This window comes from Shewanella sp. ISTPL2, assembly GCF_013283205.1.
Lineage (GTDB): Bacteria > Pseudomonadota > Gammaproteobacteria > Enterobacterales > Shewanellaceae > Shewanella > Shewanella oncorhynchi.
The window spans coordinates 1,132,806-1,147,508 of the sequence record NZ_JAAPAV010000001.1; the positions used below are offsets into that span (position 1 = coordinate 1,132,806).

Consider the following 14,703-nt stretch of genomic DNA (forward strand, 5'->3'; position numbering starts at 1 on the left):
TTAGCCGATTTAAGTTTTTTGTATTGGTAACTGTGCACGTTTCTTCATTACTTTGAGTTTAGTTAATAGCTCATAAATTTTTGTTTATCAGCATTGGTTGCACCCTCTTGGCACTCACCGCGGATTTCTCCTCGACCAGGCTCGATAATTCGGCTTAATTCAATATAACCTTCGCGGCAATAACCCGTCATTTCAAGGGTTTTGATTAAACCCAAATCAACCTGTCTCCCCCAAATTTCTAATGAGTCCTGTAGATCTTGCATCGCGCGACGTTGCTCACGGGGATCTTGCATATTACGTATGCGTGCCTCGTGTGGAAAAGGGCGCTCTGTATCATTCATTGTCGACTTTTCATCGACCAGCCGCGCTTTGTAGCTGAAGAGTTTAAGGCCATCGCTTTTAATATCCGTCGTTAACTTATCCCGTAATTTTCCGGCGAGTTCACTCGGGTCAATTGGCGCACTGCTGCAGGCGATGAGCGAGAAACAACTTAAGATGGCAAGGCTGAGATATCGAAACGGCATAATCAAATTTAACTCTTAGTTATTAACTGACAGAAGAATACCTTAATATGGCCCTAAAGTTCATGGATTTATGGCATTCTCATTGGCTGAGTACGCGCCGATAGGTGTAATGGATTAAGGATGGGCGAGTAATGTGGGCGTTTTGGTCAAATAAATGGGCGCAAATCGAATGGGATATGAGCCTGACTCAAGGTATATGCCTTATGTTCTTGGCGTTATGGCTCTACGCCATATGGCCAAAAGAAGAGTTAGTGCAGCTCCGGCGGGATAAACATCTCCAATTACGTTTGTTGCTGACGTTGGTGGGGATCAATGCGCTGTGGTCGTTAAATGCCAGTGTTCAAACTGGGTTACATCTGCATTTTCTGGGAATTGTCACTTGTATGCTGATGTTCGGCTGGCGTCTTGCGACTCTAGTGTTGCTGTTGCCGAGCGCTTTTTTTAGTCTTTTTATATTAAAGCAGCCCGCTGATTTTGGTGCTTTTAGTTTGTTCGCTATGGCTGTGCCGCTGTTTCTGTGTTTTATCCTATACAGTCGCAGTTACCATTTATTTCCTAAACATATTTTTGTATTCATCTTCGTCGGTGGTTTTATCAATGCGGGCCTCTCAACTGTGTTTCATCAATTGAGTTGGGCGATGTGGTTGTGGTCTGCGGCGGATTACGATTGGAATGTGTTAGTGGACGACTACCTGATGCTAATCCCTTTGCTGGCATTCCCAGAGGCATTGCTTAATGGCATGGCGGTAACGCTATTGGTGGTGTATCAGCCCCAGTGGTTATTTGATTATTCTGACCGTGAATATTTGTGGCGTAAGTAAATGCGATAAAACAACGCAATAAAAGAACTGCGCCCAAAACCTTGTCATTCCAACGTAAAGCCCTTTGTAAGTGCCCATTGAACAGACGATTGAAAAGGTGACTGGGCGCACTTATTTGTATATTTACGTAGACCGTTGCGCCGTGATTTAGGCGAAGCGTTGGTCTAAGTAGTTAATGATTTCTTTTGATTCATATAACCACTGTACTTGACCGTTTTCTTCAATCCGCAGACAAGGCACTTGCTGTTTGCCGCCTTGAGCGATGAGTTCATCTTTATGCGGTGCTTTTTTAGCGTCGTGGGTCACTATGTTGAGTCCTTGGCGACGCATTGCACGGCGGACTTTTACACAAAATGGGCATGCAGGATATTGATACAGGGCTAATGCTTGAGTTTGAGCATCAATTTTTTGTTGCTCAGCCAGTGGACGTTGGCGCTTCTTAGGGCTAAATACGAAATTTAAAAACAGAATAATCCTGCCTAAAATCCAGCGAATGATAAACATGTTATTGACCTTAATGATAATTTTTGTGGAAGAACATTTGTGCGTCATGGCGCCACAGAAAGCGTGCGGCGAGTCTGAGACCCAGTCGTTTAAAAACTGTGATCTCAGTTGTATAAAGGCCGCAGAGTGTAACCTATGGCACCAAGCACGGCCAACATTTTAGAGTGAATTAACAGATAGATGATTTGATTGTAGAAGAATGGTTTTTTGATTGGTTATGACGCTTAGCCATAAGGTAAAAGCCCGCTAAAGTCGAACTTTAGCGGGCTTAGTTTTATATAAGAAGCAGTTAATTGGCTGAGTTATTGAGCATCAATAGTGAGACTCACTTGGGCTGCATTCTGGGTTAAACTCACTCGGCTTTCGAGCAAGAAGATCCGCTCTGGAGCAATTTCTTTCACGTCCACAAGGTAAGCTTTAACGGCTTTTGCTCTTTCTTGGGCCAAATTACCCAACATGCCATCGTTAACATTCTGCGCTTTTACCGACAGATTATATAAAGCGATATGCCAGCGGGTGGTGATTTCGTCATCTGAAAGCTGCGCGTCTTTGGCCTCTGCGATAACAGTGTCTTTGATTTGGGCAGGATCGGCTTTAACTTCTTGTTCATAAAGCTTTACTAGCGCATCGGCAAGCGGCCCTTGGGTCGGGAATTGACTCGGACTTAAATCATCAGGTAACGCACTAAATTCAATATTGGCTAATTTAGCCAATTTACGCTTCATGATGCGCTCAGCAATGGCTTGGCTGTCATTGATGGCATCGACTTCCCCCTCAACGCTGAGCTTGAGCATAGGTCTGTCGAGTAAGGCGCTAGCGAGTTTGTCTAAACTTTTTTGCTCATCTTCACTTAGGCTGAATTTGCCTGCGGCAAAGCTGATCTTATCTAAGGTTTCGTCAGAACCTATGAGTCCTGCTAAGAAAGTGAAGGGCGCTGTGACGGCTTTAGTGATCACATTGGTAATCGCCGTCATTATGATGCTGCCGACACTAAAGCTAGGTGAGTCTAAATCGCCAGAGACTTCCATGCCTAAATCAATCACACCGTTACGGTCCTGCAGCAGGGCAATTGCGAGCGTGATGGGTAAGCTAGTGGCAAGGTCACTGTCACTGGGTTTACCAAGTTTCAGTTGGTCTATGATCAGATGGTTACTGCCCTTGAGCTTGTTCTTATCGAGTTGATAGTTCAGCGATAGTGATAGCTGTCCTTTATCTATGTAGTAACCCGCATAGGTGCCAGAGTAAGGATTGACTGAGGTTAACTCAACGCTCTTAAAGACTAAGTCGAGATCTAAATATGGCATATCTAGCAAAGGGTTAATATCGCCTTTTAGAGTTACAGGCGCATACTTGTCTATCTTACCTTTGATATCAACCGAGGCCTTAGTCCCTGGCGTGGATGACAGGTGAGTGATATTGCCTTCAAGTAACTCAATCCCTGAGGCAAAGTTTGGTGTCAGTGAGTTATCGGCAAAGTAAGCTGAGCCTTGGCTAAAGCTAATTTTTTGAATATCGAGGCTTAACTCAGGCGTTGTCTTGCTTGCCGTTTGCAGCTCGGTTTGCTTAGCACTGGCTGTGGTTGTGTTTTTAGTTGTCTTGCTATTTTCAGCCGGAGCCTCAACGATAAGATCGCTGATATTAGTGGTTCTATCTTTGGCTATCACCACTTTGGCGTAGGGTTGATTAAAGGCTAAGTGATCAATTTTGATTTGATTTTTCTGTTGGTCAAAATCCAGTTGATTGATATTCATCTTTTGCCATTTGACCAGTGGAGCATTACGCAATTTGTCATGAATAGCTAAATCATCGAGCTCAACACTGCCACCGTAAATGGCTTTGCCTTTAGCATCGGCGGTCAGCTTGCCTGCTGAGCTTAATAGACCGCTCTTGAGCTGGATATTCACGTAGGGCGCTAAATAGGGCTGAAATTGGATTAATGCCAGCTTATCGAGTTGGATATTGGCATCTATGGTTTCGCCCGTCACATCGACTTGGCCTTGAGAGCTCAAAGTACCTTGATCATTGAGGCTGAGTTGTAGCTCATATTCAATCGGAGCGGTTAAGGTACTCGTTATGACCTTAGTTGAAAAATTAAGCGGATACACTCGCCATTGCTGCGGTGTGGCCGTTAGCTTTTGTTCCGATAGATTAAGGTCATAGTTTTCAATATTGAGCGCATCGAGTTGCACTAACCAAGTGTCAGTTGACGTCGTTACTGGTGTTTGCTTGATTGGCAGCAGAGGATCTGCCTCAGAAGCGACTTCTGCAGCGGTTTCTTTAGTGGCATCAGTGGTGACATTTGCGGTCGCTTCTGTCTTTTGTTCTGTTTTATCACTCTCGTTAGTTGCGGTTAATTCGCTTTCTGTTGCTTTGTTTGCGCTATCGCTTGCATCATTGGCAGTCTCTGCTATTTGACGTTTTTCTTCCACTTGCGCAACTTGTACGCGTTCTAGCGATTTAGCATCGGTTGGTTTAGCAACCGGCTGCGTAGTCGTTGTGGAGGCGCTTAACGATTTAGGCATGAATAAGCCAACAAGATCGAGCCCGTCTTGGTTCAAAATGGCACTCATTGTTAGGCCATCGCTGTGGAGTTTGTTGATATGCACTTTCTGCTGCTTCAAGTTGGCTGAAATGCCGTCGAGGGCAAACATGGGGAGCTTGACCACTGAGCGATCTTTGTCGTTAACGTTAAGTTTTTCAACAATAAACTGGCCATTGTTGCTGATGACTTGTAACTCGCCATTCTCGGCAAGATCCACTTGATACTGAGTTTTAATACTGAGCTCGCCATCCGTGAGGACGGGATTAAATTGATCGTCGATAAATCGCCATAGTGGTGTCAGTTTCAGTTTGGCGACTTGGATGTCACCCGCAACTTTTAGCGGGAACAATTGGAATTGCCCCTGCAAACTGATTTCACCAGCATGATCATCACTGAGTTGTATCGCATAGTGATTGTGCTTGATAGGCACAATGGGTGAGTCAGACGTTGATTGGGCGTTTGGTGTCGTATTATCAACTTTGTTTACTTTTATGGCTGGTGTTATCGATGCCGATGATGCCGCCATCAAATATTCAGTATCAAGGGAACTGAGTTTTAGATTGATATTGGGGTAGTTCACTTGAGCATGGGTAATTTTGTCATCGAAGTTAAATTGTCCCGCATCCAACACAAATTGGCTGAGCAGGACACGAATGGGTGAGCTGGCTTCTGTGGGGGCTGTTTCTGTGCTCGTGGATGAATGCCCGTTCAGGGTCTGCAGAATATCGTCGAAGTTGAATCCAGCTTTCCCTTTTTTCTCCACGCGAATGATATGTGCGTAGGGCGCTTGTATGTGTATGTTTTCGATAACGGCGGCGCGATTAAAAACAGATCGCCAAAAGTGTATTTCGAATTGGACTTGTGCAATACCAGCAAAAGGTTTGTCGTCTTTTTCTTTAATGGCCAGTTGGTCGATTTCGACTCTGAAATTAAAGGGGTTAATGCGTATATCACCGAGGGTGACGGGACGACCGAGCAGAGTTGAGAGTTTTTCTGGTGCCAGCGTGGTTATCGCATAGGGGAGGATTAAACCTAATGTGCAGACATAGCTAAGGTAGACTGCTGTTAGGTAAATAATCACTCGCAGGTATCTTGGGAGGGCAAAAAAAGAGTGTCTGAATTGCGATAACTGGGTCAGCATTAATATCAAGGCTCCAATGCATAAGACAGGGAAAAACTTCCATAAGTACGGACATTCTAGCGAATAATGCTAATGTTTCCAGAAATTATTTATATTTTTACCAATGAAATCTTGGTATTACACAGACAATAACGTCTTCTGATCTAAGACATTCCTGAGTGGTAACCTATCATCTACATTGATAACTACATGTGTTTCAGCCTATGGCTAATGTTTTGAGTCGTCAATACTCGCTATGTTGGACGCTATTTTTGATCAGCGATTTAAATAACTAATCGCTGCAATAATGGCGCCTTGTGGATCTTTTATCCAACAAAAACGGCCTACTTCGGGTATATCTTCAGGACCAAACAGAATATCCCCGCCAAGTTTTTTTGCGCTGATAGCGACTTGATCGACATCGTTAACGGTAATGTAGCCAGTCCAATGTGAGGGAAGCATTGGGAGCAAACTATCGGTGATCCCCCCAATGCTGACGCCCTGATTTTCAATAATATGATAATTGCCGTGGGGCATTTTGACGGTTTTAAAGTGCCAGCCAAAAATCTCAGCATAGAAGTGCATAGCTTCTTCGGTATTATTGGTTGTCAATTCATGCCAACTTAACGCCCCTGCAGTGTTAAAAGCCGATTCCATAAGCGCATCCTTTATTCTATTTTGGGTAAATTTTGTGTATTGAGCCGAGGTTAACTGTCAGTGTTCAGTACCGTCTGTATTTTGAGCCATATTTTTTGTACGTTATCTTGATTGAGTGTAGTTGAGGCAAGTTGATAATTCACAGACGGTAAATTAAAATTTTTGCGTTTTTTAGGTCGGCAAACATTAAATTAACTTAATGTTCTACAAGGAGATTCACTTTATTTGGTGCTGGCTAATCAGCTTCTTGTGGCTCAGTGGCGCTGCGGCTTAGTTGATGGGCTTCATCTTGCCCCTCGCGCCAAGACTTAGCACTGAAAACAGATTTTAAAACGGGTTTGTTTACTGTGGTTTGAGTGTTAGACCTGACTCCCGTTAACTTGTTAATATAGGCGAGTTTTGCATCTTATCGATGCCACCTTAGGGGATATGAGATTGAATAAGAGTTTAGTGACGAATTTATTGGCGGCTGCTTTGGTCGTTGTGGGTTACCTGATGAATTCGGCAATTGTCCTGAATGTCGGATTATTTGCTTTATCGGGTGCAATTACCAACTGGGTTGCAGTTTATATGTTGTTTGAGAAAGTCCCCGGACTCTATGGTTCGGGAGTTGTGCCTTCTCGTTTTGAAGAGTTTAAGGCGGGTATTGCTCATTTGATGATGAAACAGTTTTTTACCACTGAAAATATCGACCGATTCCTATCTGAAAAAGAAGGGCTGAGTAAAATAGACTTGGCGCCAGTGATTGAAAAGGTTGATTTAGCGCCTTCTTTTGATGCGTTAATTAGCACAGTCGCCCAATCTTCCTTTGGCGGCATGTTGTCTATGTTTGGTGGCACAGATGCCTTATTGCCGTTAAAAGAGCCGTTTATTGTGAAGATGAAAGCTTCTTTAGTTGAAATGGCACAAAGCGATGCATTTCACGAGTTGCTGAAACAAGAAATTGAACAGCCAAATGTGATGGCCGATCTGCAAACTAAAATTGCTAACATAGTGGAGCAAAGATTAAACGAGTTAACACCGCAAATGGTGAAACAAATCGTTCAGGACATGATCCAAACGCACTTAGGTTGGTTAGTGATTTGGGGCGGCGTGTTTGGCGGTCTGATTGGACTTGCCGCAGCCTTAATCCAAGGTTAACCTGAGTTAAAGCCGCGAATAGAATGGGAGCTTTGGCTCCCATTTTTAATGACGCATTTTATGTCCATCATTTTGTGTCCTGATTAAATAGCAAGGAAGTCTATGAACCGTCACCACAGTATCAATTATTTGGAAATCCCAAGTCGCGACATTGCGAGTTCTAAGGCTTTTTTTAGCCAAGTTTTTGGATGGACCTATGTCGATTATGGCCCTGAATACAGTTGCTTTATGGATGTCGGCATTACTGGGGGATTCTATCAAGCCGATGTGAATTTCACCCTCGCAAAAGGTTGCCCGCTGATTGTGATCTACAGCCAGAACTTAGAATTGACTCTGACGGCTGTCGTAACAGCTGGTGGCATTATCACAGCTGACATCTTTAGTTTTCCGGGAGGCCGTCGATTCCATTTTGTTGAACCTTGTGGCAATGAATATGCCGTCTGGTCAGAATGATCCTAATGTCACTCCTTGTATTCGAAATTGTTGTTTAGATCAGCAAGATATTTGTTTAGGTTGTTTCAGGCATCTTGATGAAATTTTAGCGTGGCGCGTTATGTCGGAAGTGGAGCGGCAAGCTTGTTTTATCAGGATGGAGGAGCGTAAGGGGGAGTATCTGGCTAAGTTCAATGACGCGGTTAGTAGAAGACCGGATGGAGTATGATTAGCCGTCAGAATTGCTTACGATAATTGATTTTTAAGCTTTAAGTGGATAATCGAACGGCGAAATACGCATTAACGTATTTCGCCGTTGGCATTTTGAAGCACCTTGGCATCTTGAAGCAGACGTTACACTGGATCTACCACTATGTGCTCAAGTTCGATGGCGGCAACGGTATGGAGCGCATCCATAGTCGCGCCAACTAAGCTGATTTTTCCTTGAGATGACTCAATTAAAACCGCACGGCTGATATCGCTAAATTCACGATTGTGGCGCGCCAGATTTGATAAGGCCATCTGCATAGGCAGCATAGAAGGATTGAATGCCGCATTTTCTGCGTAGCGACCACAATAGGTTGCGCCATCATGGGTTTCTAATACCACAGCGGCAAAACTTTGGGTGTAAGGTGCATAGCTTAAACCTGCATGATCTAAGCCTTCTATGATCATAGGATCGGCACTGTCTAGTGCAAATTCAGTTTGTTGCTTGGCCATTAAGGGCGAAGTGACATTTAAGTCTTTTGGCCCAAAAGCATAGGGTAAATAATAGGCCAGAGGATGGCTTTCCTGTGCGGGTAGATGAATGCAGATCTTGCTCCCTTCAACCAGTTCATTCATAAACTGACGACAATGACCGCAAGGACTGGCATTAACTATGATATCAACAATTTGGCTTTCACCACTGAGCCATGCGTGGCTGATAGCGCTTTGTTCTGCATGGACAGAATGAAATAACGCTTCACCGGGTAATTCTAAGTTGGCCCCCATGTAGATATCGCCACTTTTACCTTTGGCTATCGCGCCGACATAAAACTCACTGATAGGCGGTTTGGCCAATGCTGCTGCTATCGGCAGTAATGCTAATAACACTTCTGCTTCGGTCATTTTGCTTGCACTTGTTAGCGTAGCAAGTTGCTGCGCATCAATGTGTCCAGCAAAATTCTGGTGCAACATTGGGATAAGTGCATCGGCTAACGGCGTTGGCAGTTGGGTTATGCTACGAATGAATCTATCTTGCATTTCCCTATTCCTTATTTGTTAAGTTCATGGAAGAACATTCTAGTAATTTTGTTACAGCATAAATGCGAGTTAGCTCGCGTTTATACGCTGTCAATGTCAGTGCTATCGAGAGTGATAAACTTATGTTACTCACGTATAGAGTGAGTCTATTGGTGCACACAAATAAGCTTAAGACTATAAAAAAAAGACTTAAGCTTGAATTTACACAATTTAAAGTTCACGCAAATAATGACAAAGGGCAGCAAGTAGCTTTTGCTTAGTCTCATCCGCTTGTGTTTCTTGTAGCAAATTTTCTAATTTAAGTACGTAGTCTTGATCGGCTAAGCGACTTTGACAGAATTCACGCCAGCGCTGCGACTCTGCATCATCGAGTAGTTCAGGGTAATTACGGGCGCGGTAACGAAACAGCATTTCAGGAATACGTGGATCGTCAAACTGCAAATCTAACGCCGCTAGATTTTGCGGTAGGGTATGACGGATGATTTCCATTTTTGCTTTATCAGCTTGGCTAAAGAACCCACCAGAATACAGCATCAAATCGGGATCTGTGGTTACTCTGCTGTCATCATGCTCAAATAATAGCGCCAGTTTTTCGCGTAATTCTGGGTGACGTTTTAGGCGTTTATACTGCTCTCTGGCAAATTCTTTATCTATGCCTAAACGAGTGGCATGCTCATCACTGAGGATTTTTGCCGAGGTGATAAAAGGGCACTTATTAAGATGAATTTGTTTTACTGCGATAGGTAATTCATCTTCGGCAAGATCAGCCCTTGACGTATACATGCGCGTTTTAATTTGCTCGACATCTAGCTCGAATAGCGGCGTTAAATCCATGGCTAAATTAACGCAAATAACGGCATTTTTGTTAGTAGGATGGTGCGCTACGGGTGAGATCAACGTTGCACAACCATTGCGCGCACTAATTTTAGAGCTCACGTGAACCAAAGGCTGCATATTGAGCACATCGATTTGATCGCTAACCGCTTGCTTACGGCGCAGGTCAAAATAGTACTGATATAACTTAGGCTGTTTCTCGCGAATGAGTTTTGCCATAGCGATGGTCGCATACACATCAGACATAGCATCATGGGCTTTCTCATGGCTTAAACCATTCGCTTGGGTCAGATGTTCTAGCTTAAAACTCGGAGAGCCATCTTCCTTTGTCGGCCAGTTAATACCTTCGGGCCTAAATGCATAACAAGCGCGCACTAAATCAATGATATCCCAACGAGAGTTGCCATTTTGCCATTCACGGGCATAGGGATCGATAAAGTTCCGATAAAAGCCATAACGGGTCACTTCATCGTCAAAACGCAGTGAGTTATAACCTGCAACACAAGTGTTTGGTTGGCTAAATAGCGCTTGAATTCGTCCCATAAACTCAGTTTCAGGGATGCCTTTTAAATTAGCTAACTGTGGAGTGATCCCTGTGATTAGTATTGCTTCCGGAGACGGCAAATAATCAGTGGCTTGCTTACAATAGAATGTCTCAGGCTCGCCGATGATATTGAGATCTAAATCCGTGCGAATGCCTGCAAATTGCGAGGGTCTGTCTTTCGCTGGGTTCGCTCCAAATGTTTCGTAGTCGTGCCAAAAAATCGACCCTGCTTTATCGTCTTTCATCTTCATTTATTTTCGTTCTCTAAAGCATGTAACTTCATGTTATCAGTAGTTAAATTGCTTTAATTGGATTCGTTGTCATTCACATCAATTTAGTATGCAGCTCTTCGATGTGAGTACATAATCTGTATATATTGGGTTCTGCGTCAGATTAGCTAAAATCACATGTACACAGGGTAATTAAAATGTCTTTATCTGACAATTGGTTACGTGCAATAAACGGCAATCCATATTTAGAGAAACCAGAGCTTGCAGACCGCGACGGCTTAAGCGTTCGTATTACCCCTGCAGGGACTATAACATGGCAGTATCGATTTAGGATTGATAATCAACATGGACGCTTAACCCTTGGTCGTTATCCTGATTTGAAACTAGCTGACGCAAGGAAACTGATCTCTGAGTTACGGAACTCAGTGGCAAATAATATAGATCCACGTGTGTTTTGGAAACAGTGCAACACATTTGTGGGCCAGACAACACTGAGGGATTGCTGTGAACAGTTTTTATCGGCGCGAAGTGCAGCACTTAAGCCGGGCACTGTTGCTACGTACCAATCCTGCTTTAGAGCACATCTCTATGATGCCTTTGCTGATCGTAAAGTCGAAAGTATCACACTCGGCGAGTGGATAGATTTTTTCGATAAAAAGGCAATTCATAGTCGAGTCACCGCAGGCGCGATACTCAAACAGTTAAAGACGGTACTTAGCTGGTCCGTTCGCCGGCAAATGATATCGCTTGTTGATGTCCTTCAATTACGAGTCAGTGATGTGGGTTCTGCGCCCGAAGTCGGTTCGCGAGTACTCACCATTCTAGAGTGTGGCAAAATCATCCGTGAGCTTGATAAATGCCGCGCGACCAAAGCCGTAACCAATGCCATCAAGGCATGTTTACTAACAGGGGTGCGGATATCAGAAATATTAAAATCCAAACGGGCTGATTTTGATCTTGAGTCGATGGTCTGGACCTTCCCGATAAATAATAGCAAAACTAATTTGCCAATCCGAAGGCCAATCAGTCCCGCCTTACTCGAACATATTGCAAGAACAGTGGAACCTCTATAACTCACTATGGAGTTTTCCCGCAGCAAACGATCTTAAGCGCCCAGGCAACATCGCTTCAGAAAATAAGCTGATCCGCGAGATCAAACTAAGACTAGAAATCCCTGACTGACGTATTCAGGATTTTAGACGCACATTATCGACCAGAATGTTAGAAGCTGGGGTGTTGCCCCAGGTGACAGAGAAGATGTTAGGCTATCTATTAGGCGGGGTGATGGCGGTGTACAACAAACATGATTGGTTAGATGATCAAGCTGAGGCCTATGAAAAATGGACAAATAAGCTGAGATTGGAAGCTCTGGGTGATAGCAAAATAGTCGTGTTAGAAAGAAGGGGTTAGGCATGTTTGTCGCTGACAGCAGAAAATGGTGAGCTTATTCAGTATGTAAATCAGTTGCGTTGCAGTGCAGCAGAAACACCTCTTTGTAATTAGGTGCATTGGAGCTCAATTCGGCACAAGGTAAACTGTTATCTATTCAATATCAGCTTTATTTATGGTTTAGTCATTTCAACTCAATTAATCATACACTTGGCACAGTGTTCGGATTAACGTTAAGCAAGGACGTCATGGAACTAAAATTTTTAATCACGCGGGAACAATTAATCACAATCGCGGAAAGAATAGATTCAGCACGCATTGCAAACCATGCGCGATTAGCTAAGCGGATGCATGCCTTTATCGTGCGTGCATTACTCCTATGGATCCCGTTATTATCCCCGTTGCTATTGTTTTATTTTTTCGCAGAAAGTCACACCCCAGAGACATATATCGCAATCGCAATATGTGCAATTGCTTACCTTATTGTGTGGCAATTAGTATTAAAAAACATCGCCGAAAATCAAGCTAACAAATTTGCAGGCAAGATAACCACTCTGGATCGAACGATTGAAAACACAACCTTACAGAGCCTTGCGAGCCTAGAAGGGTGCCATACAGTGACCGCCACAGCCTCGACGCTAACGTTTGTGCCCCCTAGCGGTAAATCCATCACCATACCGTGGAAAAAGTTTTGTGCTTTCAAGCAAGACGATGATTTTTATTATCTAACCGTCTGTAAGCTGATGATGTTTAAAGCCACTTATTTAGTCGCCAAAAACGGTGACACAACAGAAACCGCAGGCTATCAAGCAGGTTTAGAGTACATAACGTCTCGGCTGCAGCCCGATAGAATGGGACGGTAAAACATCAAAATATCGCATGAATGATTCAATCAGTTCACTATTGCCACTAACGCGATTGTTGTTGAACATCCAGCGAAGTGAGCCTTTGTTAAAAGTCACATTTGAACTAACCTTAAAAATGATGAACTGATCGCTACAGCCTTCTTTTAGGGGCTGCTAGATGCAGTTTTTCAGCTCATTAAAACGCTATGTTATCAATGACGATGTATAGCTTTGTTAGAAACGTCAGTGGCCTAAGCTGGTTTGGAGCCATAGTCGCGGTGGTATCATTCATCGCGACAGTCGTCGCATGGATATCAACCGATGGTGTCTTGTTAATTGCCCAAATAGTACTGGTCGGCACAGGACTCGCCGCTATCATCGCTGATGCTGTAGCAGTAGGCACTAACTGCGGTAGTAAAGGCTGTAATGTCGAAGGCGATGAGTTTATGGCCTAATAGTCAATCGATAAAGGTCTAAAAATAAAGCCCCAAAAATGGGGCTTTATCTTAAGGCTTAAAAATTAATTCAAGCAGCTACTTGCTGTTTTTCATCCCACTTATCGAGCGACGCTTTTAAGTAATGGCGGCCATTATGGATAGGAGCAGGGAAACCGTCGTTTCTTCGCCACTTCCAAAGCGTTGCTGATGAGCTAATCCGGTAGCGTGTCATGACTTCCTTAGTGGTAAGAAAGAGCGGCACTTGCATTTGCTGATCCACGGTCGGTTGGGTCGAAATCATCATTTACCTTCCTTTGCCAATTCCTCGGCGAGTCGTTTTAAAAATTGTTGGCAGCTGCCGACTTGTTTGCGGGCAGGGTATAACACTGGCGTAAAGCGTCTTTGATGACTGCAGATTGCTTCATGCCGATTTCTCCTTGGTGCTGTTAAACGCCGTGAAGGTGAGAGCAGGGCGCAGTGATAACAGTCGCTGTTTAAAGGCTTCGGCCTTAGCATTGTGCTGCGCAATGTCAGCTTGCTTTTGTGAATAGCCCGCCGCGTTGCAATAAAACGCCTCGCCGATGCAGATCACCGCTTCAATGTCCGTCGTATGAGCGTTTTATTCCCTTACGATGTAGGGCCGGTGAGCATTCGCACTGCGCAATATTGGAGTGAAACGATTCGGTTTAAGGCATTTACCTCCCACACACACTTAATTACACTGGGGTTTGATGATGTGGCGCCCGAGATTATGCGCCAATCGACCACTGAGACGGACGAGCCAATGTTAGTGGGATGGTTATGACAATGACAATAACAAATAGCACAACTGGGTTATGGACTTCACGCAGGAGGATTTATGGCTAGTCGCGCCGCGGATTTACTGAAAGTAGGGCGCCGTTTACGGGGCATGACCCAAGACGAAGTGGCTGAGATTTACGGCATCAGTCGCAGCACTTATCAACGTTGGGAAAATGGCCGCACTAATGCGCCCTATGACGATGTGACATCGATATGCATTGATGTGTTTAAGCTTTCGGTTAAGAAGATAAATGAGGTGGCTAATGGCCTTTAGCGATGAACCCGAGCAGAGGATGAACATTAAGGCGTTACGGTTAGGGTTATATCGCTGGGGCTGTTATTGGGTGTACCAAGAATTGGGCAAGGGTTTTTCAAACCGCTACGCCTGCGACCGTTTAGGCGAAGCCTTGGGCGGTGGCAACTTAAAGCATGAACTCAACGTGCCTGCCCATGTCGCACACTATGACCACCTCGTTGAGCAGTTATCCATTAACTGCAAACGTGCCATCCGCGCCCATTACTTGTGTAAAGAGCAGTGGGCCTTAATGGGATTTGACAGTAAAAAGTCCTACATCTTCTGGCTAAGAAAAGCCGAAATGGCACTGCTAGATAGGATTAATTAGAAGTAGCGCCCTCTT

The 14,703-nt window shown here is 44.1% G+C and carries 17 protein-coding genes; 10 read left to right on the plus strand and 7 right to left on the minus strand.

Features of this window, described 5'->3' with window-relative positions; genetic code table 11:
* Nucleotides 1–62: 62 nt before the first annotated feature.
* Entirely contained in the window at nucleotides 63–524 is a 462-nt protein-coding gene (locus HUB64_RS05080) for a hypothetical protein (protein WP_028760398.1), read from the minus strand.
* A 131-nt stretch (nucleotides 525–655) separates the two neighbouring features.
* On the opposite strand from HUB64_RS05080, the gene HUB64_RS05085 reads away from it, so the two are divergent.
* Nucleotides 656–1,345: an energy-coupling factor ABC transporter permease gene (locus tag HUB64_RS05085; protein WP_173245529.1), complete on the plus strand. Its 690-nt coding sequence runs from the start codon at nucleotides 656–658 to the stop codon at nucleotides 1,343–1,345.
* Between the two features lie 147 nt (nucleotides 1,346–1,492).
* On the opposite strand, the gene HUB64_RS05090 is transcribed toward HUB64_RS05085, so the two are convergent.
* The 3 genes from HUB64_RS05090 to HUB64_RS05100 form a co-directional block, all read right to left on the minus strand.
* Nucleotides 1,493–1,849, minus strand: coding sequence for a glutathione S-transferase N-terminal domain-containing protein (locus tag HUB64_RS05090; RefSeq protein WP_028760396.1), 357 nt, complete (start codon nucleotides 1,847–1,849; stop codon nucleotides 1,493–1,495).
* Between the two features lie 302 nt (nucleotides 1,850–2,151).
* On the minus strand, nucleotides 2,152–5,532 hold the full coding sequence (locus HUB64_RS05095; protein ID WP_173496524.1) for a DUF748 domain-containing protein: 3,381 nt from the start codon (nucleotides 5,530–5,532) through the stop codon (nucleotides 2,152–2,154).
* Between the two features lie 255 nt (nucleotides 5,533–5,787).
* Complete coding sequence (locus HUB64_RS05100; protein ID WP_028760394.1) at nucleotides 5,788–6,168, minus strand: VOC family protein; 381 nt, start codon at nucleotides 6,166–6,168, stop codon at nucleotides 5,788–5,790.
* A 435-nt stretch (nucleotides 6,169–6,603) separates the two neighbouring features.
* On the opposite strand from HUB64_RS05100, the gene HUB64_RS05105 reads away from it, so the two are divergent.
* The 3 genes from HUB64_RS05105 to HUB64_RS05115 all read left to right on the plus strand — a co-directional run bounded on the left by HUB64_RS05105 (nucleotide 6,604) and on the right by HUB64_RS05115 (nucleotide 7,969).
* Nucleotides 6,604–7,308 carry a DUF445 domain-containing protein gene (locus HUB64_RS05105; RefSeq protein WP_105253144.1) on the plus strand — a complete coding sequence of 235 codons (705 nt, stop codon included), beginning with the start codon at nucleotides 6,604–6,606 and terminating at the stop codon, nucleotides 7,306–7,308.
* A gap of 102 nt (nucleotides 7,309–7,410) precedes the next feature.
* Nucleotides 7,411–7,761: a VOC family protein gene (locus HUB64_RS05110; RefSeq protein WP_105252887.1), complete on the plus strand. Its 351-nt coding sequence runs from the start codon at nucleotides 7,411–7,413 to the stop codon at nucleotides 7,759–7,761.
* On the plus strand, nucleotides 7,736–7,969 hold the full coding sequence (locus HUB64_RS05115; protein WP_173497886.1) for a DUF1289 domain-containing protein: 234 nt from the start codon (nucleotides 7,736–7,738) through the stop codon (nucleotides 7,967–7,969). Before HUB64_RS05110 ends, HUB64_RS05115 begins: the two co-directional genes overlap by 26 nt.
* A gap of 125 nt (nucleotides 7,970–8,094) precedes the next feature.
* Here HUB64_RS05115 and cdd read toward each other — a convergent pair whose 3' ends face one another.
* Nucleotides 8,095–8,985, minus strand: coding sequence for a cytidine deaminase (gene cdd / locus HUB64_RS05120; RefSeq protein WP_105252885.1), 891 nt, complete (start codon nucleotides 8,983–8,985; stop codon nucleotides 8,095–8,097).
* Nucleotides 8,986–9,195: 210 nt separating this feature from the next.
* Nucleotides 9,196–10,614, minus strand: coding sequence for an exodeoxyribonuclease I (gene sbcB, locus HUB64_RS05125; RefSeq protein WP_173496525.1), 1,419 nt, complete (start codon nucleotides 10,612–10,614; stop codon nucleotides 9,196–9,198).
* Between the two features lie 176 nt (nucleotides 10,615–10,790).
* On the opposite strand from sbcB, the gene HUB64_RS05130 reads away from it, so the two are divergent.
* From HUB64_RS05130 to HUB64_RS05140, 3 genes are all read left to right on the plus strand, one after another.
* A complete protein-coding gene (locus HUB64_RS05130; protein ID WP_254451395.1) occupies nucleotides 10,791–11,666 on the plus strand; it encodes an integrase family protein in 876 nt (291 codons plus the stop codon).
* A 564-nt stretch (nucleotides 11,667–12,230) separates the two neighbouring features.
* A complete protein-coding gene (locus tag HUB64_RS05135) occupies nucleotides 12,231–12,845 on the plus strand; it encodes a hypothetical protein (protein WP_173245509.1) in 615 nt (204 codons plus the stop codon).
* 260 nt (nucleotides 12,846–13,105) lie between these two features.
* Nucleotides 13,106–13,282 (plus strand): hypothetical protein, encoded by a 177-nt coding sequence (locus HUB64_RS05140; protein ID WP_173496526.1) that lies wholly within the window; start codon nucleotides 13,106–13,108, stop codon nucleotides 13,280–13,282.
* Nucleotides 13,283–13,352: 70 nt separating this feature from the next.
* On the opposite strand, the gene HUB64_RS05145 is transcribed toward HUB64_RS05140, so the two are convergent.
* Nucleotides 13,353–13,568, minus strand: a complete 216-nt coding sequence (locus HUB64_RS05145) for an AlpA family transcriptional regulator (protein WP_173245503.1) — start codon at nucleotides 13,566–13,568, stop codon at nucleotides 13,353–13,355.
* Nucleotides 13,569–13,874: 306 nt separating this feature from the next.
* On the opposite strand from HUB64_RS05145, the gene HUB64_RS05150 reads away from it, so the two are divergent.
* The 3 genes from HUB64_RS05150 to HUB64_RS05160 are packed head-to-tail and all read left to right on the plus strand — an operon-like array spanning nucleotide 13,875 to nucleotide 14,688.
* On the plus strand, nucleotides 13,875–14,069 hold the full coding sequence (locus HUB64_RS05150; protein WP_242068345.1) for a hypothetical protein: 195 nt from the start codon (nucleotides 13,875–13,877) through the stop codon (nucleotides 14,067–14,069).
* A 54-nt stretch (nucleotides 14,070–14,123) separates the two neighbouring features.
* Nucleotides 14,124–14,339 (plus strand): helix-turn-helix transcriptional regulator, encoded by a 216-nt coding sequence (locus HUB64_RS05155; RefSeq protein WP_168823718.1) that lies wholly within the window; start codon nucleotides 14,124–14,126, stop codon nucleotides 14,337–14,339.
* Nucleotides 14,329–14,688: a hypothetical protein gene (locus HUB64_RS05160; RefSeq protein ID WP_173245500.1), complete on the plus strand. Its 360-nt coding sequence runs from the start codon at nucleotides 14,329–14,331 to the stop codon at nucleotides 14,686–14,688. The genes HUB64_RS05155 and HUB64_RS05160 overlap by 11 nt, the downstream gene beginning before the upstream one ends.
* Nucleotides 14,689–14,703 lie beyond the last annotated feature (15 nt).

Bases quoted from the DNA above. Each gene is read 5' to 3' on its own strand.
- HUB64_RS05080 (WP_028760398.1), bottom strand. From the start codon at position 524: ATGCCGTTTCGATATCTCAGCCTTGCCATCTTAAGTTGTTTCTCGCTC.
- HUB64_RS05085 (WP_173245529.1), top strand. From the start codon at position 656: ATGTGGGCGTTTTGGTCAAATAAATGGGCGCAAATCGAATGGGATATG.
- HUB64_RS05090 (WP_028760396.1), bottom strand. From the start codon at position 1,849: ATGTTTATCATTCGCTGGATTTTAGGCAGGATTATTCTGTTTTTAAAT.
- HUB64_RS05095 (WP_173496524.1), bottom strand. From the start codon at position 5,532: ATGCTGACCCAGTTATCGCAATTCAGACACTCTTTTTTTGCCCTCCCA.
- HUB64_RS05100 (WP_028760394.1), bottom strand. From the start codon at position 6,168: ATGGAATCGGCTTTTAACACTGCAGGGGCGTTAAGTTGGCATGAATTG.
- HUB64_RS05110 (WP_105252887.1), top strand. From the start codon at position 7,411: ATGAACCGTCACCACAGTATCAATTATTTGGAAATCCCAAGTCGCGAC.
- HUB64_RS05115 (WP_173497886.1), top strand. From the start codon at position 7,736: ATGAATATGCCGTCTGGTCAGAATGATCCTAATGTCACTCCTTGTATT.
- cdd (WP_105252885.1), bottom strand. From the start codon at position 8,985: ATGCAAGATAGATTCATTCGTAGCATAACCCAACTGCCAACGCCGTTA.
- sbcB (WP_173496525.1), bottom strand. From the start codon at position 10,614: ATGAAGATGAAAGACGATAAAGCAGGGTCGATTTTTTGGCACGACTAC.
- HUB64_RS05130 (WP_254451395.1), top strand. From the start codon at position 10,791: ATGTCTTTATCTGACAATTGGTTACGTGCAATAAACGGCAATCCATAT.
- HUB64_RS05135 (WP_173245509.1), top strand. From the start codon at position 12,231: ATGGAACTAAAATTTTTAATCACGCGGGAACAATTAATCACAATCGCG.
- HUB64_RS05145 (WP_173245503.1), bottom strand. From the start codon at position 13,568: ATGATGATTTCGACCCAACCGACCGTGGATCAGCAAATGCAAGTGCCG.
- HUB64_RS05150 (WP_242068345.1), top strand. From the start codon at position 13,875: ATGAGCGTTTTATTCCCTTACGATGTAGGGCCGGTGAGCATTCGCACT.
- HUB64_RS05155 (WP_168823718.1), top strand. From the start codon at position 14,124: ATGGCTAGTCGCGCCGCGGATTTACTGAAAGTAGGGCGCCGTTTACGG.
- HUB64_RS05160 (WP_173245500.1), top strand. From the start codon at position 14,329: ATGGCCTTTAGCGATGAACCCGAGCAGAGGATGAACATTAAGGCGTTA.